Raw genomic sequence first — 16,508 nt, 5'->3', positions numbered from 1 at the left:
TCCTCAGAAGAAGTCTACTTGCGAAGAAGGTGCCTGACCGCCCTGCTGGCCGGCATGCACCTGGCGTTGTTCCTGCGTGGTGTAGGTCTTTTCCAGATCGGCCAGCCATTGCTGCGAGCTTGGCAAGGCAGCTGCGTCGGCATCGGCGGCTTCGCGCAGGCGCACGATATCCAGTTGCACGTGGTCGAGGATCTGGCTGATGCGGTCCTGGAACTGCAGTTGTACCAGGATGTCGCTGACCTCGCGGTCGACCTCGCGGCCTTCGTCCTGCAATTGTTCGACGGTGGTACTGAGCTTCATCGCGGACTGGCGAAAATCGGCGATCACGCGATCGATCACGGCGCGCGTGTTTTCGACGATCTCGCCGCCGGCCGGATCGTCGGCACTGGCGCCGATGGCGGCCAGGATCTGCTGGCGCATGCTCTTGGCGCGGGCAGCGATCTGACGGCTGTTCTCGGCCGAGCGCTCGGCCAGTTCCTGCCAGCTCTGCTCGCTGCTGAGCAGGTCGGTCACACCGGTCTGCCCGGCCAGTTGTTCGTTCTGCTGCGCCAACCGGCGGATCTCGTCGTTGCCGGACACCACCGCATCGAAGCGGCTGGCCAGGGCCTGGCGCTGCGTCAGCATGCCTTCGAGGGCCACGGCGATGCCGCCCAACTGGGTGGCGGCATGCTCGATGGTCTGCAACATCTCGCCGCTGGCGCCATGGCGCGCCGGATCCAGCGCATTGCCAAGACGATCATGGATGCCCACGAAGCGCGCCGACAGGCTGTCGATGGCCGACTGCGTCTGGGCACGCGCCAGTTGTACATTGCCGCGCCATACCGGCAGGACATCCCGCAAGAGACCGGCCAGCTGGCCATCAGCCGCCAAGACCGGCTCGGACGTGGGCGGTAGCGCCACCTCGGCCACGACGGCCGACGGCGTGGGCGCCGGCAGGCAGGTCAGGTAAAAGGCGCCACCGATGAGCAAGCCCACCAGGGCCCCCAGCCACCAATGCTGCGCCAGCATCATGAACAGCAGCAGGTTCACCATGCACAGCACCGGCAAGATATTGCGAAGCGATTTCACAGCCACTATCCCAGGTCATTGTTCGTTGTTGTCGGCGCAACCGGCTGGTACCATCCCCGCCGCGCGCAGCTCTCCACCATCGACGTTATCGGCACGCGAGGGTTGATCTTTTGGCACAAGACCAAAGATTTAAACCGTTTTTCACTTGTCTCAGGCTGCGCCCGGCTTTGCGAGCGCACTTGTGGTCAGCCTATTGTGCTGGTTGCCCGGGGCTACCCTTGCGAGGAATAAAGGGCGAATTCGGGCCGTTTATCCCTCACGCAAGAAAAACCGGAAAAAAAATATCATTCGGGCAATACACTGCTGCAGCCGCCCACCGCCGGCCCTCTTGAAATCAACTACAATGCCCGGCCGGCGCGCCCGCTGGAGTGCGCACCAGGACGATGCGCGGCAAGCGCGCCTTACTCGTTGAGGAGGTTCATTTCCAATGGCAGCTTATCTTCAGGAATCCGGCGCCGTGCGCGCCAAGCCAGTGACGACACTTACCCTGCAGGCCATGCGCGCCAAGGGCGACAAGATCAGCATGCTGACCTGCTACGACGCCAGCTTCGCGACCCTGATGGAACGTGCGGGACTGGAAACGGTTCTCATTGGCGACTCGCTGGGCATGGTGTGTCAGGGACACAATTCGACCCTGCCGGTCACCGTCACCGATATCGCCTACCACACCGCCAGCGTGGCGCGCGGCACCAGCACCATGCTGGTGATCGCCGACCTGCCCTTCGGCACCTATCCCACGCGCGAAGAGGCCTTCCGCAATGCAGCCCTGCTGATGCAGGCCGGCGCGCAGATGGTCAAGCTCGAAGGCGGGGTCTGGCTGGCCGATACCATCCGCTTCCTGACCGAACGCGGCATCCCGGTATGCGCCCATATCGGCCTCACGCCGCAATCGGTGCACCAGCTGGGCGGCTTCAGGGTACAGGGCAAGACCAGCGACGGCGCCACGCAACTGCACGCCGACGCCCTGGCGGTGCAGCAGGCGGGGGCCTCGCTGGTGGTGATCGAGGCGGTGCCGGCGGCACTGGGCAAGGAAGTCACCGACCGGCTGGCCATTCCCACCATCGGCATTGGCGCCGGCCCCGATTGCTCGGGCCAGGTGCTGGTAATGCATGACATGCTGGGGGTATTCCCAGGCCACAAGAGCCGTTTCGTACGCAACTTCATGGAAGGCGCCGATGGCATCGAAGCCGCCGTGAAGGCCTATGTGGCGGCGGTCAAGGATGGCAGCTTCCCGGCGCCGGAGCATTGCTTCTGACGCTGCGGCACTCCCGGGCCGATTCGGCCTGTGGATAAGAAAACGGCCAGCGAATTGCTGGCCGTTTTGCTTTGTTGCTACGGGTGGTACCGGCTTACTCGAAGAATTCCTTGACCTTGTCCTTCCAGGTCTTGGTCTGCGGGCTGTGCTTGGCGCCACCTTCGGTGGTCAGCTGCTCGAACTCGCGCAGCAGTTCCTTCTGGCGTTCGGTCAGCTTGACCGGGGTTTCCACCACGACATGGCAGAACAGGTCGCCCGGGAAGCCCGAACGCACGCCCTTGATACCCTTGCCGCGCAGGCGGAAGGTCTTGCCGCTCTGGGTGCCTTCAGGAATCGAGAAGGAGGCCTTGCCGTTGAGCGTCGGGGCTTCGATCTCACCGCCCAGGGCTGCCTTGGCGAAGGAGATCGGCATCTCGCAATGCAGGTCGTCGCCATCGCGCTGGAACACATCGTGCGGCTTGATGTGGATTTCCACATACAGGTCGCCCGGAGGACCGCCGTTGACGCCCGGCTCACCATTGCCCGAGGAACGGATGCGCATGCCATCGTCGATGCCTTCGGGGATCTTCACTTCCAGCGTCTTGTTGCGCTTGATGCGACCGGCGCCCGCGCAGGTGGTGCAGGGTTCCGGAATGACCTTGCCGCTGCCGTGGCACTTGGGGCAGGTCTGCTGGATGCTGAAGAAGCCCTGCTGCATGCGCACCTGACCGTGGCCACCGCAGGTCGAGCAGGTCACCGGCGACGTACCGGGCTTGGCGCCGCTGCCGTGGCAGGTATCGCACTGGTCCCAGGAGGGCACGCGGATCGTGGTGTCGAAGCCGTGGGCGGCTTGCTCCAGGGTGATTTCCAGGTTGTAGCGCAGATCGGCGCCGCGATAGACCTGCGGGCCGGCATTGCGCCCGCCGCGTCCACCGCCACCGCCGAAGATGTCACCGAAGATGTCGCCGAATGCGTCGGCAAAGCCACCCGCACCAGCACCACCGCCGGCTCCCATGTTGGGATCGACGCCGGCGTGGCCGTAGCGGTCGTAGGCCTCGCGCTTCTGCGGGTCCGACAGCATCTCGTAGGCTTCCTTGACCTCCTTGAACTTGTCTTCCGCGCCCTTGCTGTCGGGGTTGCGGTCAGGATGGTACTTCATCGCCAGTTTGCGATAAGCCTTCTTGATCTCGTCCTCGGTGGCGTTCTTGGCCAGTCCGAGCACTTCGTAAAAATCGCGTTTTGCCATGTTGTCTAACCCACCTTGTTATTGTGTTCCGTCGCTGCTGCGATGGCCTGCACTGCGGCCGCCCTTGCGCGACCGGAAACCAACAATGTGAAAAAGCCGAGTTCAGCTCTTGACTGCGGACTCGGCGTACCGGCCTGGCCGAAAATGCTGCAGGCCGGGTGGATGTTGCTCAAAAATCGGCCCGGGCTGCGCAAAAGGCAAGCCTCCTGCGCACCCGGGCACGAGTGCTGGCGCCAGTGTCAGCGCCAGCCCCGGATTACTTCACTTCCTTGAAGTCGGCGTCGACCACGTTGTCGTCCTTGGCGTGACCGGCAGCACCAGCGCCAGCACCCGCTTCGGCACCGGCCGCGCCGGCTGCACCGCCGGCGGCAGCGGCTTGCGCCTGCTGGTCGGCGTACATCTTCTCGCCCAGCTTCTGGGCGGCAGTCGACAGGGCCGCGGTCTTGGCATCGATGGAGGCCTTGTCGTCACCCTTCAGGACTTCTTCCAGCTCCTTGATAGCGGCTTCGATGGCTTCCTTCTCGCCGGCGTCCAGCTTGTCGCCGTATTCGCCCAGGGCCTTCCTGGTCGAGTGCACCAGAGCATCGCCCTGGTTGCGGGTCTCGGCCAGTTCCTTCAGGCGCTTGTCTTCCTCGGCGTTGGCTTCGGCGTCGCGCACCATCTTTTCGATCTCTTCCTCATTGAGGCCCGAGTTGGCCTTGATGGTGATCTTGTTTTCCTTGCCGGTGGCCTTGTCCTTGGCGCCCACGTGCAGAATGCCGTTGGCGTCGATGTCGAAGGTCACTTCGATCTGCGGGGTGCCGCGCGGTGCCGGCGGGATGCCTTCCAGGTTGAACTCGCCCAGGGCCTTGTTGCCCTGTGCCATTTCACGCTCGCCCTGATAGACCTTGATGGTCACGGCCGGCTGGTTGTCGTCGGCAGTGGAGAACACCTGGCTGAACTTGGTCGGGATGGTGGTGTTCTTCTTGATCATCTTGGTCATGACGCCGCCCATGGTCTCGATACCCAGCGACAGCGGGGTCACGTCCAGCAGCAGCACGTCCTTGCGGTCGCCCGAGAGGACCGAACCCTGGATCGCAGCACCGACCGCCACGGCTTCGTCGGGGTTGACGTCACGGCGCGGATCCTTGCCGAAGAATTCCTTGACCTTCTCGATGACCTTGGGCATGCGGGTCATGCCGCCGACCAGGATCACGTCGTCGATGTCGGAAACCTTGACACCGGCATCCTTGATGGCGGTGCGGCAGGGTTCGATGGTCTTGGAGATCAGTTCCTCGACCAGGGATTCCAGCTTGGCGCGGGTGATCTTCAGGTTCAGGTGGACCGGCGCGCCATTGGCCATGGCGATGTAGGGCTCGTTGATCTCGGTCTGCTGCGAGGACGACAGTTCGATCTTGGCGCGTTCGGCCGAGGCCTTGATGCGCTGCAGGGCGATGGCGTCCTTGGACAGGTCCAGGCCGTTGATCTTCTTGAATTCCTCGATGATGTAGTCGATCAGGCGCTGGTCGAAGTCTTCGCCGCCCAGGAAGGTGTCACCGTTGGTGGACAGCACTTCGAACTGCTTTTCGCCATCGACGTCAGCGATTTCGATGATGGAGACGTCGAAGGTACCGCCGCCCAGGTCATACACGGCGATCTTGCGGTCACCCTTTTCAGCCTTGTCCAGGCCGAAGGCCAGCGCAGCTGCGGTCGGCTCGTTGATGATGCGCTTCACATCCAGGCCGGCGATGCGACCGGCGTCCTTGGTGGCCTGGCGCTGGGCGTCGTTGAAGTAGGCCGGCACCGTGATGACGGCTTCGGTGACTTCTTCGCCCAGGTAGTCTTCGGCGGTCTTCTTCATCTTGCGCAGCACTTCAGCGGAGATCTGGGGCGGCGCCAGCTTCTTGTCGCGCACGCCGATCCAGGCGTCGCCGTTGTCGGCGGCCACGATCTCGTAGGGCATCAGGTTGATGTCCTTCTGCACTTCCTTTTCCTGGAACTTGCGGCCGATCAGACGCTTGGAGGCGTAGATGGTGTTGCGCGGGTTGGTCACTGCCTGGCGCTTGGCGGGTGCGCCGACGAGGATTTCGCCGTCTTCCTGATAGGCAATGATGGAAGGCGTGGTACGCGCGCCTTCGGAGTTCTCGATCACCTTGGGCTGGTTGCCTTCCATGACGGAAACGCAAGAGTTGGTGGTGCCCAGGTCAATGCCAATGATTTTTCCCATGATTCTTCCTTCGATCTTTCAGCCCTGGATGCCGGGCTACAGTAGTTTTGAATGGTTTTAATATGTGGAGGAAAAGCGGACTTTCAAGCGCCGGAACCACTTCATGAAGCAAAAATGATGCCTTTTCCTGCTAGCTTCTTCCGGCGCCAGTCCCGTTACTTTCCCTGGGCGACTGTCACCAGCGCCGGGCGCAGCAGACGGTCGGAAATCATGTAGCCTTTTTGCAGCACGGCCACGACCGTGTTGGCGTCCTGCTCGGCCGGCACGGCCGAGACGGCCTGGTGCTTCATCGGGTCCAGCTTCTCGCCGGATTGCGGGCTGACTTCCAGCAGCTTGTTCTTCTCGAAGGCCGAGGAGAGTTGCTTCAAGGTCATGTCCACGCCTTCCTTCAGGGAATCCAGCGAGGCATTTTCGATCTTCAGGGCCATTTCCAGGCTGTCCTTGACGGCCAGCAGGGATTCGGCAAAGCCTTCGATGGCGAACTTGTGGGCCTTGGCGATGTCTTCCTGGGCACGGCGGCGGATGTTCTCGCCTTCGGCACGGGCGCGCAGGAAGGCATCCTGCATCTCGGCGGCACGGGCTTCAGCGGCGACCAGCTTGTCTGCCACGGTCGGCTCGGCGGTCACTGCCTCGGCGGCGGCCTGATCGACCGGTGCGTCTTGCTGGGCGGTTTGGGCTTCCTGTTTATCCATGTCTTGCATTCCTGAAATACCTCCAACAAATCAATGAGTTATATGCGTCCGGCGGTCAATTTCGCGGCGCCGCCAACGCAAGATGCCGCTCAAGTAAGGCATATCCCTGCTTTTTCAAGGGCTTTTTGCCTATTCCTGCCCGCTCAAGCCAAAAATTGTTACGGGCAGTTACAGAAATTACCGAGGCAGGCTTCAAGTTAATTCGAGCCCGACCTAATATGAAAGGGAGGCCGACAGTCTGTCCGCCGGCGCTCTCCCCTAGCTTCGTCGTGCCAACGAGGTGACATCATGAAACTGCCACTGATTGCGGCCACCATCATCATCGCCGCCTACAGCCTGCTGGCTACCGCCTGGATCAGCTACGCCCACCTGGTCGGTGAATACGCGCTGTAAGGCGTAGAGCAGGACGCACCACCCCGCCCGCCATTCGCCAGCCACTGTTATCAAACGAGCAACAAAAAGCCACGAGCAACCCGCTATTCTAGCAGGCTGCTCGTGGCTTTCCGCCTATGGCGAGCCCACCGGGCGAATCACATCAAGCCGATGACGCGCCACGCCCGGTTTTAGCGGGATGCGCCCATGGCACTGGCGCGCTCGGCGCTGATGGCTGACTGCCGGGCCATGTCTTCACGCGCGGCGGCGTTGCTCATGGTCGGCCAGCCGGCCAGGTGCTGCTCGACGATCTCGACCATGCCGGCGATCCAGGCTGGCGACTCGTTCAGGCAGGGGATGAAATGGAACTGCTTGCCGCCGGCATGCAGGAACTCGGCCTTGGCTTCCATGGCGATCTCTTCCAGCGTTTCCAGGCAATCGCTGGTAAAGCCGGGACACATCACGTCGACCCGGCCCACACCCTGCCGGCCCAGCTCCTGCAGGGTCGGTGCAGTATAGGGCTGCAGCCACTCGGCCTTGCCGAAGCGCGACTGGAAGGTGACCAGGTATTGCTCCTCCGCCAGCCCCAGCGATTGGGCCAGCAGGCGTGCGGTCTTGTAGCACTCGCAGTGATAGGGATCGCCCAGCAGCAATGTGCGCTTGGGGACGCCGTGGAAACTCATCACCAGCTTGTCGGGGCGGCCGTTCAGTTCCCAATGGTCGAGCACCGACTGGCGCAGTGCCTGGATATAGGCGTCCTGGTCGTGATAGTTGCGGATCAGGCGCAGCTCCGGGATGTTGCGCACCACGCGGTAGTGATCGAACACGGCATCGAAGATGGAAGCGGTCGTGGTGCCCGAATACTGCGGATAAGCCGGCAGGACCAGAATGCGCGTGCAGCCCTGCTCCTTGAGCTGATCCAGCACATCGTCCACCGAAGGCGCGCCATAGCGCATCGCATACTCCACCCGCAGCTGATGATGGCCGCGCGCGGCCAGTTGCGCGCCCAGCGCCGCCGCCTGGCGCGCGGTATGCACGCGCAAGGGCGAGCCCTGCTCGGTCCAGATGCTGGCGTACTTCTCGGCCGACTTGCCGGAGCGGAATGGCAGGATGATGCCGTTGAGGATGAACCACCACAGCGCGCGCGGGATTTCCACCACGCGCGGATCGGACAGGAACTGCTTCAGGTAGCGCCGCAGGGAGCGCGCATCGGGCGCGTCCGGCGTACCAAGGTTGACCAGCACCACGGCGGTGGATGCCGGGCTGCCATGGGTGTGGGGAGGTTCTTTGCGAAAGGCCATCGGGTCTCCAGGTTCTTGCCAGGGCGATCAGGACGCCAGCAATTCACGCGCATGCTTGCGCGTGGTGGCGGTGATTTCCAGACCACCCAGCATGCGGGCGATTTCTTCCACGCGTGCCTTGGCGTCCAGGCCGTCGATATCGGAGAGGGTCTTGCCGTCTTCGCTGCGCTTCTTGACCTGGTAATGCTGGTTGGCCTGGCTGGCCACCTGCGGCAAGTGGGTCACGCACAGCACCTGGCGTTCCTGGCCCAGGCGCTTCAACAGGCGCCCCACCACTTCGGCCACGGCGCCGCCGATACCGCTGTCGACTTCGTCGAAGATCAGCGTGGGAATGCTGGTGGCGGCCGAGGCGATCACCGAGATGGCCAGCGAGATGCGCGCCAGTTCGCCGCCCGAGGCGACCTTGGCCAGCGCACGCGGTGCCACGCCGGCATGGCCGGCCACCAGGAACTCGACCTGCTCCAGTCCGTAGGCCGCAGGCTCCCCCGCGTTGAGCGCGATCTGGAAACGGCCACCGGCCATCGACAGGTCCTGCATGGCGGCAGTGACGGCGTCGCCCAGCGCCACGGCAGCCTTGGCGCGTGCCTTGGAGAGTTTCTGCGCCAGGCCCAGGTAGGCGTTCTTGAGCTTGTCTTCCTGGGCGCGCAGGGCGTCGAGGTCGCTGGCGTCGGCCAGCTGCTTCAATTGTTCGGAGAGCTTGCGGTATTCCTCGGGCAGTTCATCGGGCTGCACATGGAATTTGCGGGCGGTCGAGTGGATGGCTTCGAGACGCTCTTCCACTTCCTGCAGGCGCGCCGGATCGAGTTCGACCCGACCCAGGTAATCATTCAAGGCATAGACCGCTTCCTGCAGCTGGATCTGCGCCGGTTCTAGCGCATCGAGCACGGGCTTCAAGGCGGTGTCGACATCGACCAGCTTGGTCAGCTTCTGCGTGATCGAGGAGAGTTGCGAGAGGATGGGCGACTCCGATTCCGAAATCACGCCCAGCGCTTCCTGCGCCCCGCCGATGAGCGCGGCCGCATGCGACAGGCGGCTGTGCTCGGTGCTGATGTCGGCCCATTCGCCGGGTTTCACGGCCAGCTTGTGCAACTCGGCCACTTGCCATTCCAGGCGTTCGCGCTCCAGCAGGACATTGCGCGCATCCTGTTCGAACTGTTCACGCTGGCGGGCCAGGGCGCGCCAGGTCTTGTAGGCGGCGGCCACCTCCCGCGCCGGCTCCAGCAGCCCCGCCTGACTGTCCAGCAGTTGACGCTGGGCGTCGGCCTTCATCAGCGATTGATGGGCATGCTGACCATGGATATCCACCAGCATCTCGCCGACTTCGCGCAATTGCGCGGCGGTGGCGGCACTGCCGTTGATATAGGCCTTGCTGCGGCCGGCATTGTCGATCACCCGGCGCAGCAGCACGCCATCGTGCTCGCCGGTGAATTCGTGTTCGTCCAGCCAGGTCATCACTTCCGGCGTGGCAGTGAAATCGGCGCTCACATCGGCCTTGGCCGCGCCCTCGCGCACCACGCTGGGATCGCCACGTCCGCCCATGGCCAGCGCCAGGGCATCGATCAGGATGGATTTGCCGGCGCCGGTCTCGCCGGTGAAGACAGAAAAACCGCGGGCAAATTCGAGCTCGATGGCATCGACAATCACGAAGTCGCGGATCGTTAAGGTACGCAGCATGGTGGTCTCGGAACGGGTTGGTCGAACGGGCCGGTGTTCTGATGCAGGCCGGCATGCGCCGGCCGCGCTTATTGTAGCCGGCCTTCTATCGAAGGATATTCATTCCAGTGCAGCTTCTCGCGCAGGGTGTCGAAATAGCTCCAGCCCTCGGGATGCAGGAAGGTGATCTTGTGCGCCGAACGGCGGATCACGATACGGTCGCCGTGCAGCACGCTGGTCAGCGACTGCATGTCGAAGTTGGCGCTGACCTCGCGTCCTGAGACCACCTGGATGACGATCTCGCAGGAGTCCGACAAGGTGATGGGACGATTGGACAGCGAATGCGGCGAGATCGGCACCATCACGATGCCATGCAGGCTGGGATGCAGAATAGGGCCGCCGGCCGACAGCGCATACGCGGTGGAGCCGGTGGGCGTGGCCACGATGAGGCCGTCGGAGCGCTGGTTGTACATGAAGCGGCCATCGACTTCCACCCGCAGCTCGACCATGCCGGAGGTGGAGCCGCGCGCCACCACCACGTCATTCAGGGCCAGGGCGCGGAAGATCTCGCCACCCTCGCGATAGACCCGCGCCTCCAGCAGCGACCGCGACTCGGCTTCGACCTTGCCTTCCAGCATTTCGCCCAGAGCCGGTATCATGCGGTCTTGCGCGATGTCGGTGATGAAACCCAGGCGTCCCTGGTTGATGCCGATCAGCGGCACGTTGTAGGGCGCGAGCTGGCGCGCGATCCCCAGCATGGTGCCGTCGCCGCCGATGACGATGGCCACGTCGGCATGCTGGCCGATCTGCTCGGGTGTCATGCTGTCATACCCTTGCAGCGCGATGTTGGCGGCAGTCTCCGTTTCGAAGACCACGGTGTGTCCGTGCGACTCCAGGAACACGGCGATGTCCGACAAGATCTGCGCAATGCCGACGGCCTGGAACTTGCCGACAATGGCGACGGTTTTGGGTACGGCTGCCTGAACGGGTAATTTGATGGGCCACATGCTGCGGATTAGACCATAATTTGAGATGACTTTGTAATGAAACCACCCGCTTCTCCCCTGCCCTCCGGGCTGGATCCGCTGACCAGGCCACCCATCGAGGCGGTACTGTTCGACCTCGACGATACCCTCTGGGCCATCGAACCTGTGCTGCTACGCGCCGAAGGCCTGCTCTACGACTGGCTGCGCCAGCACGCCCCGCGCGTGACCGCCGCCCACACCATCGCCAGCCTGCGCGAACGACGCATGGCCTTGCTCAAGTCCGATCCGGCGTTGCGCATCGATCTCTGGAAGCTGCGCCATACCGCCTTGAGCGAGATCTTCCACGAACACGGCGAAGACCTGGCCCTGGTCGAGCCGGCCATGGCGCTGTTCTCCGAGGCCCGCAGCACGGTGACGCTCTTCGATGACGTCGAACCGGGCCTGCTGCGCCTGAAAGACAAGCTGACCCTGGGCTCGGTCTCCAATGGCTTTGCCGACCTGGAGCGCATCGGTCTGGCGCAGCACTTCGGCGTCTCCATCGCGGCGCACCGCTTCGGCACGGCCAAGCCTGACCCGGCCATCTTCCACGCCGCCTGCGCCGCCCTGCAGGTGGCACCGGGCGCGACCGTCTATGTCGGCGACGATCCGCTGCTCGATGTCCAGGGCGCCCGCCAGGCCGGCCTGCGGGCGGTCTGGATGAACCGTTTCGAACGCACCCTGCCCGCGGGGATCGAGGCCGATGCCATCTGCCGCGACCTGCACGAACTGCACAACTGGCTGCAGGCACAGGCCCGATGACCGGGGCAAATCAGACGACCGGTCACGCGGCTGTCACTTTTTGCCGCATAAGCCGCTAGAATAGACAGCATGCAACTCGATAATCGCGCCCGCACACTCCTCAAGGCCCTGGTCGAACGGTACATCGCCGACGGCCAGCCGGTGGGTTCGCGCGCGCTGTCGAAACTGTCGGGCCTGGAGCTGTCGCCGGCGACCATCCGCAACATCATGGCCGACCTGGAAGAGATGGGCTTCGTGGCCAGTCCGCACACCTCGGCCGGGCGCGTACCGACACCACGCGGCTACCGCATGTTCGTCGACACCCTGCTGACCGTGGAGGCGATCGACGAGAGCGCGCTGGAAGGCCGCCTGCAGCCACGCCTGCAAAATGCCTCGCCGCAGAAGATCATCACCAACGCCGCCCAGGTGCTGTCCTCGCTGTCGCAGTTTGCCGGCGTGGTCATGACGCCCCGGCGCGAATCGGCGTTCCAGCAGATCGAGTTCCTGCGGCTGTCGGAAAAACGCATCCTGCTGGTGATCGTCGACCATGGTGGCGACGTGCAGAACCGCATGCTCCTGACCGAAGTCGACTACACCCCCAGCCAGCTGACCCAGGCCGCCAATTACATCAACCAGCACTACGCCGGCCAGTCCTTCGAGCAGGTGCGGCTGCGCCTGCAGGGCGAGCTGCGCCAGCTGCGCGACGACATGACCGTGCTGATGCAGGCGGCGGTGGAAGCCGGCAGCGATGCCATGAGCGAAGAGGCCGACAACAACGTGGTCATCTCCGGTGAGCGCAACCTGCTGTCGGTGACCGACCTGTCCTCGAACATGAATTCGCTGCGCCAGCTCTTCGACATGTTCGAGCAGAAGACCGGCCTGCTGCAGCTGCTGGATGTCTCCAGCAAGGCCACTGGCGTGCAGATCTTCATCGGCGGCGAATCGCAGCTGGTGCCCATGGATGACATGAGCATCGTCACCGCCCCCTACGAGGTCAACGGCCGCATCGTCGGCACCCTGGGCGTGATCGGCCCCACCCGCATGGCCTACGAGCGCGTCATCCCCATCGTCGATATCACGGCCAAGCTGCTCTCCAGCGCCCTGAGCCAGCACTGATCCCATCGCATCGCACCTTGCCGGAATGCAAAAAAGCCACGTTGTTACATCACGTGGCTTTTTCTTTGCAAAGGATTGCCTGCGTAAAACTGGGCAATCTTCGCGCGCTTACTTCTTCAGTTTCTTGCAGTTCTTGCAATGACCATACAGGGCCAGCGCATGGTCGGCGATCTCGAAACCGTGCTCCTGGGCGATCTTGAGCTGGCGCTTCTCGATCTCGGCGTCGAAGAATTCCTCGACCTTGCCGCAATCCAGGCAGACCAGGTGGTCGTGGTGCGAACCCTCGTTCAACTCGAAGACGGCCTTGCCGGTCTCGAAGTGATTGCGCTGGAGCAGGCCGGCCTGCTCGAACTGGGTCAGCACGCGGTAGACGGTGGCCAGGCCCACGTCGAGATTGTCGGAGAGCAACTGTTTGTAGACGTCTTCGGCGCTCAGGTGGCGCACGGAAGTGTTCTGGAAGATCTCAAGGATCTTCAGGCGAGGCAGCGTGGCCTTCAGGCCGCTGGCCTTGAGTTCGGATGGATTGTTGGGCATGGTCGCGTGGGTTTCCGGGGTTTTACTGGTCTTGAACAGGCATGCGCCGGCCTTGGGGAAAGCGCCTGGGGAGGCTGCGGGCGAAGCTGGTGGAGGATGCTTTTGCGCCCGGAACGCACTCATGCCTATTTAAGAAGTAAGTTCTAGCTTATCATATAGTGCTTTAGGCTCATGGCTCAACCCGGTTGAAATCTTTATGCGCATGCTTTCCCGAATGAAGTCCCGTCATCCCTTCGCCGCAATCGGCCTGTTCGCGGCACTGGCCGTGTCGCTGGCCGGCTGTTCCTCGACCAAGGAGCCCAGTCAGGCTGCTCCGGCAGACGCGTCGGGCGTGAAGGTATCCGGCAAGAGCAACAGCCTGTTCGGCTTCCTCAAGCCCTACCGCATCGATATCCAGCAAGGCAACTTCGTCTCCAAGGAAATGGTGGCGCAGCTGCGTCCGGGCCTGACCCGCGACCAGGTCCGCTTCGTGCTGGGCACGCCGCTGCTGACCGACATGTTCCACACCAACCGCTGGGACTACGATTTCCGCCTGGCCAAGGGCAGTGGCGAGATCATGACCAGCCACATCTCGGTCTTCTTCAAGGATGACCTGCTGGAGCGCGTCGAGGGTGGCGAGAACCTGCCCACCGAAAGCGAATACCTGACCCTGATCACCAATGCCAAGGTCGGCGCCAAACCCGAGCTGAGCGATACCGAGATCCACCAGGCCTCGCCGGTCGCGCCTTCTTCTGCCACCAAGTAATTCCGAGTTTCCCATGACTGCACTGAATATCGCGGTAGCCGGCGCCTCCGGGCGCATGGGCCGCATGCTGATCGAAGCCATCCTCAACGCCGACGACCTCAAGCTCGCCGGTGCCCTGGATACCCCCAGCTCGCCCACCATCGGCACCGATGCCGGCCTGTTCCTGGGCAAGACCACCGGTGTGGTCATCGAGTCCGACCTGGCCAAGGGCCTGGCCAACGCCGACGTGCTGATCGACTTCACCCGTCCCGAAGGCACCCTGAAGCACCTCGAATACTGCGCCGCCCATGGCGTGAAGGTGGTCATCGGCACCACCGGCTTCGAAGCCGAGGGCAAGGCCGCCATCGCCGGCTTCGCCACGAAGACCGCCATCATGGCCGCTCCCAACATGAGCGTGGGCGTGAACGTGACCCTGAAGCTGCTGGAACTGGCTGCCAAGAACTTCTCGCACGGCTACGATATCGAAATCGTCGAGGCGCACCACCGTCACAAGGTCGATGCGCCCTCCGGTACGGCGCTGAAGATGGGCGAAGTGATCGCCGACGCACTGGGCAAGAAGCTCGACGACGTCGCCGTCTATGCCCGCGAAGGCGTCACCGGTGAGCGCGATCCGTCCTCGATCGGTTTTGCCACCGTGCGCGGCGGCGATATCATCGGTGACCATACGGTCCTCTTTGCCGGCATCGGCGAGCGCATCGAGATCTCGCACAAGTCCTCCAGCCGTGTCTCGTACGCCATGGGTAGCCTGCGCGCCGCACGCTTCCTGGCCGGGAAGGCAACGGGCCTGTACGACATGCAGGACGTGCTGGGCTTCAAGTAAGCCGGCCCGCCGCCCCGCCATGAGATCCGCTGCCGCGCCTTCCAGGTCCGGCAGCGAATTTTTTTGGTGGACGTCCCTCTCATTTTGACTGACTGACCGCCGCCCGCTTGCGTGTGGCCCTTACCCGAAAGAACGCACCATGGAATCGAACGTTGGTTTTGCCCATTACTGGGCGCAAGGCGATGCCATTTCCCACTCCGTCGCCTACCTGCTGCTGATCATGTCCATCGCCAGCTGGTTCTACATCCTCTCCAAGGCCTGGGCGGCCTGGCGCATCCGCCGCGGCAGCAATGCCCTGGAACAGTTCTGGCAAGCGCCCACGCTGGCCGATGCCACCGCCGCCATGCAACAGCTCGACAGCGAACTGATCTACACCCCCATGGCCGAGCGCGCCGCCGAGGCAGCCGACATCGGCACCCGCCAGCAGGGCATGCCCTCGCTGAACGCCGCCACCGACCAGGGCGAGCTGATCACCCGTACCCTGCGCCGCGAAATCAACCGCGTTTCGGCACGCCTGGAACGTGGCCTGACGCTGCTGGCCTCGGTGGGATCGACGGCCCCCTTCGTGGGTCTGTTCGGTACCGTCTGGGGCATCTATCACGCGCTGGCGGCGGTGTCCTCCAGCGGCACCGTGCAGATCGACAAGGTGGCCGGCCCCGTGGGTGAAGCCCTGATCATGACCGCACTGGGCCTGGTGGTGGCGATCCCCGCAGTGCTGGCCTACAACGCCTTCACCCGCATCAACCGCGTGGTGCTGGCCGAGCTGGACGGTTTCGCCCATGACCTGCATGCCTATCTCACCACCGGCGAACGCGTCGGCGGCTCGCGCAAGTAATCCCTTGCCCACCCACAGGAGGCAACCATGAGTTTCGGCGGATTCAACGACAACCAGAACTCGGCCCCGATGGCCGACATCAATGTCACGCCCATGGTGGACGTGATGCTGGTGCTGCTGGTGATCTTCATCATCGCAGCGCCCATGTTCACCCATGCGATCAAGCTGGACCTGCCCACCGCGCAAGCGGCGCCGGCCCCGGAAAAACCGGAGACCATCACGCTGGGCATCGACGCGGCCGGCAAGCTGTACTGGAACGACCAACAGGTCAGCAGCGAGGAACTCGATGCCCGCCTGGCGGCGGCCTCCGGCAAGCAGCCGCAGCCCGAGCTGCAATTGCGCGCCGACAAGTCGACCCGCTATCAGACCATCGCCGAAGTGATGGCCGCGGCCCAGGGCGCTGGCATGACCAAGCTGGGCTTCGTCACCGACCCGCGTCCCCAGGCCAAGGCCAGGTAATCCAGCAAGCAGATCCGCAGCACGTTATCAAGAAAGCAGAGAGGCGCATCCATGGCCACCGTACAACTGGCGGGCGACCGCATCACCGACTGGGACAGCTTCCATACCGAAAGCGCACAGGCCTTCGGCTTCCCGGAATTCTATGGCCGCAACATGGACGCATGGGTCGATTGCCTGTCCTACCTGCGCGACGACGAGGGCATGAGCAAGTTCAAGCTCAAGCCAAAGGAAATGCTGAGGATAGAGATCAGCCACAGCGCCGACCTGCACAAGCGCCTGCCGGAGCTGGTGGAAGACGTGGAGTTCTGCTGCACGGCCATCAATGACCGTTGTGAAGACTACGACGAGCCGCCGGTGATCGAACTGGTCTGGAAGTAATGGTTCTTCATTGCGAGATGACACCGTTCGCCCTGAGTAGCGGCACAGCCGCGTATCGAAGGCACTACGTCAGGAGCGCCTTCGAT

16 protein-coding genes are annotated in these 16,508 nt (G+C 63.4%); 8 read left to right on the top strand and 8 right to left on the bottom strand.

The features are described 5' to 3' along the window. Window positions 1-3: 3 nt before the first annotated feature. Window positions 4-1,068: a chemotaxis protein gene (locus tag ACIPHN_RS07355; RefSeq protein WP_400434761.1), complete on the bottom strand. Its 1,065-nt coding sequence runs from the start codon at window positions 1,066-1,068 to the stop codon at window positions 4-6. A 427-nt stretch (window positions 1,069-1,495) separates the two neighbouring features. Between ACIPHN_RS07355 and panB the strand changes: the two genes are divergently transcribed. Continuing rightward, on the top strand, window positions 1,496-2,323 hold the full coding sequence (panB, locus tag ACIPHN_RS07350; RefSeq protein WP_400434759.1) for a 3-methyl-2-oxobutanoate hydroxymethyltransferase: 828 nt from the start codon (window positions 1,496-1,498) through the stop codon (window positions 2,321-2,323). A gap of 94 nt (window positions 2,324-2,417) precedes the next feature. Here the strand turns inward: panB and dnaJ are convergent, their stop codons facing one another. From dnaJ to ACIPHN_RS07320, 6 genes are all read right to left on the bottom strand, one after another. Continuing rightward, window positions 2,418-3,548 (bottom strand): molecular chaperone DnaJ, encoded by a 1,131-nt coding sequence (gene dnaJ, locus ACIPHN_RS07345; RefSeq protein ID WP_400434757.1) that lies wholly within the window; start codon window positions 3,546-3,548, stop codon window positions 2,418-2,420. A 256-nt stretch (window positions 3,549-3,804) separates the two neighbouring features. Then, window positions 3,805-5,754 (bottom strand): molecular chaperone DnaK, encoded by a 1,950-nt coding sequence (dnaK, locus tag ACIPHN_RS07340; protein ID WP_400434755.1) that lies wholly within the window; start codon window positions 5,752-5,754, stop codon window positions 3,805-3,807. 155 nt (window positions 5,755-5,909) lie between these two features. Next, window positions 5,910-6,455 (bottom strand): nucleotide exchange factor GrpE, encoded by a 546-nt coding sequence (gene grpE, locus ACIPHN_RS07335; protein WP_400434753.1) that lies wholly within the window; start codon window positions 6,453-6,455, stop codon window positions 5,910-5,912. 554 nt (window positions 6,456-7,009) lie between these two features. After that, entirely contained in the window at window positions 7,010-8,119 is a 1,110-nt protein-coding gene (gene hemH, locus ACIPHN_RS07330) for a ferrochelatase (RefSeq protein WP_400434751.1), read from the bottom strand. Between the two features lie 27 nt (window positions 8,120-8,146). Further along, window positions 8,147-9,793, bottom strand: a complete 1,647-nt coding sequence (gene recN / locus ACIPHN_RS07325; protein WP_400434749.1) for a DNA repair protein RecN — start codon at window positions 9,791-9,793, stop codon at window positions 8,147-8,149. Window positions 9,794-9,861: 68 nt separating this feature from the next. Further along, entirely contained in the window at window positions 9,862-10,779 is a 918-nt protein-coding gene (locus ACIPHN_RS07320) for an NAD kinase (RefSeq protein ID WP_198981337.1), read from the bottom strand. 36 nt (window positions 10,780-10,815) lie between these two features. Here ACIPHN_RS07320 and ACIPHN_RS07315 point away from each other — a divergent pair, with 36 nt between their 5' ends. Further along, window positions 10,816-11,556, top strand: a complete 741-nt coding sequence (locus ACIPHN_RS07315; protein ID WP_400434746.1) for an HAD family hydrolase — start codon at window positions 10,816-10,818, stop codon at window positions 11,554-11,556. A 69-nt stretch (window positions 11,557-11,625) separates the two neighbouring features. Further along, complete coding sequence (hrcA, locus tag ACIPHN_RS07310) at window positions 11,626-12,651, top strand: heat-inducible transcriptional repressor HrcA (RefSeq protein WP_400434744.1); 1,026 nt, start codon at window positions 11,626-11,628, stop codon at window positions 12,649-12,651. A 108-nt stretch (window positions 12,652-12,759) separates the two neighbouring features. Here hrcA and fur read toward each other — a convergent pair whose 3' ends face one another. After that, window positions 12,760-13,185, bottom strand: coding sequence for a ferric iron uptake transcriptional regulator (gene fur, locus ACIPHN_RS07305; RefSeq protein ID WP_013232645.1), 426 nt, complete (start codon window positions 13,183-13,185; stop codon window positions 12,760-12,762). A 214-nt stretch (window positions 13,186-13,399) separates the two neighbouring features. Between fur and ACIPHN_RS07300 the strand changes: the two genes are divergently transcribed. From ACIPHN_RS07300 to ACIPHN_RS07280, 5 genes are all read left to right on the top strand, one after another. Further along, complete coding sequence (locus ACIPHN_RS07300; RefSeq protein WP_400434741.1) at window positions 13,400-13,930, top strand: outer membrane protein assembly factor BamE; 531 nt, start codon at window positions 13,400-13,402, stop codon at window positions 13,928-13,930. Between the two features lie 13 nt (window positions 13,931-13,943). After that, entirely contained in the window at window positions 13,944-14,750 is an 807-nt protein-coding gene (gene dapB, locus ACIPHN_RS07295; protein ID WP_400434739.1) for a 4-hydroxy-tetrahydrodipicolinate reductase, read from the top strand. A 139-nt stretch (window positions 14,751-14,889) separates the two neighbouring features. Further along, a complete protein-coding gene (locus ACIPHN_RS07290) occupies window positions 14,890-15,585 on the top strand; it encodes a MotA/TolQ/ExbB proton channel family protein (RefSeq protein WP_400434737.1) in 696 nt (231 codons plus the stop codon). A gap of 27 nt (window positions 15,586-15,612) precedes the next feature. Then, the gene (locus tag ACIPHN_RS07285) at window positions 15,613-16,044 is read left to right on the top strand and encodes an ExbD/TolR family protein (RefSeq protein ID WP_400434735.1); all 432 of its coding nucleotides are present in this window, start codon (window positions 15,613-15,615) and stop codon (window positions 16,042-16,044) included. A gap of 51 nt (window positions 16,045-16,095) precedes the next feature. Then, window positions 16,096-16,422, top strand: a complete 327-nt coding sequence (locus tag ACIPHN_RS07280; protein ID WP_400434733.1) for a barstar family protein — start codon at window positions 16,096-16,098, stop codon at window positions 16,420-16,422. Window positions 16,423-16,508: the final 86 nt, after the last annotated feature.

Origin of the sequence: Herbaspirillum sp. NPDC087042 (assembly GCF_044745245.1) — a bacterium.
Classification (GTDB): domain Bacteria; phylum Pseudomonadota; class Gammaproteobacteria; order Burkholderiales; family Burkholderiaceae_D; genus Herbaspirillum.
Note: the sequence above shows the minus strand (reverse complement) of the source record. Positions and strands in the feature narration are given on the sequence as shown.

Excerpts from the sequence above, each read along its gene's own strand:
- panB (WP_400434759.1), top strand. The coding sequence starts at position 1,496 with ATGGCAGCTTATCTTCAGGAATCCGGCGCCGTGCGCGCCAAGCCAGTG.
- dnaJ (WP_400434757.1), bottom strand. The coding sequence starts at position 3,548 with ATGGCAAAACGCGATTTTTACGAAGTGCTCGGACTGGCCAAGAACGCC.
- dnaK (WP_400434755.1), bottom strand. The coding sequence starts at position 5,754 with ATGGGAAAAATCATTGGCATTGACCTGGGCACCACCAACTCTTGCGTT.
- grpE (WP_400434753.1), bottom strand. The coding sequence starts at position 6,455 with ATGCAAGACATGGATAAACAGGAAGCCCAAACCGCCCAGCAAGACGCA.
- hemH (WP_400434751.1), bottom strand. The coding sequence starts at position 8,119 with ATGGCCTTTCGCAAAGAACCTCCCCACACCCATGGCAGCCCGGCATCC.
- recN (WP_400434749.1), bottom strand. The coding sequence starts at position 9,793 with ATGCTGCGTACCTTAACGATCCGCGACTTCGTGATTGTCGATGCCATC.
- ACIPHN_RS07320 (WP_198981337.1), bottom strand. The coding sequence starts at position 10,779 with ATGTGGCCCATCAAATTACCCGTTCAGGCAGCCGTACCCAAAACCGTC.
- ACIPHN_RS07315 (WP_400434746.1), top strand. The coding sequence starts at position 10,816 with ATGAAACCACCCGCTTCTCCCCTGCCCTCCGGGCTGGATCCGCTGACC.
- hrcA (WP_400434744.1), top strand. The coding sequence starts at position 11,626 with ATGCAACTCGATAATCGCGCCCGCACACTCCTCAAGGCCCTGGTCGAA.
- fur (WP_013232645.1), bottom strand. The coding sequence starts at position 13,185 with ATGCCCAACAATCCATCCGAACTCAAGGCCAGCGGCCTGAAGGCCACG.
- ACIPHN_RS07300 (WP_400434741.1), top strand. The coding sequence starts at position 13,400 with ATGAAGTCCCGTCATCCCTTCGCCGCAATCGGCCTGTTCGCGGCACTG.
- dapB (WP_400434739.1), top strand. The coding sequence starts at position 13,944 with ATGACTGCACTGAATATCGCGGTAGCCGGCGCCTCCGGGCGCATGGGC.
- ACIPHN_RS07290 (WP_400434737.1), top strand. The coding sequence starts at position 14,890 with ATGGAATCGAACGTTGGTTTTGCCCATTACTGGGCGCAAGGCGATGCC.
- ACIPHN_RS07285 (WP_400434735.1), top strand. The coding sequence starts at position 15,613 with ATGAGTTTCGGCGGATTCAACGACAACCAGAACTCGGCCCCGATGGCC.
- ACIPHN_RS07280 (WP_400434733.1), top strand. The coding sequence starts at position 16,096 with ATGGCCACCGTACAACTGGCGGGCGACCGCATCACCGACTGGGACAGC.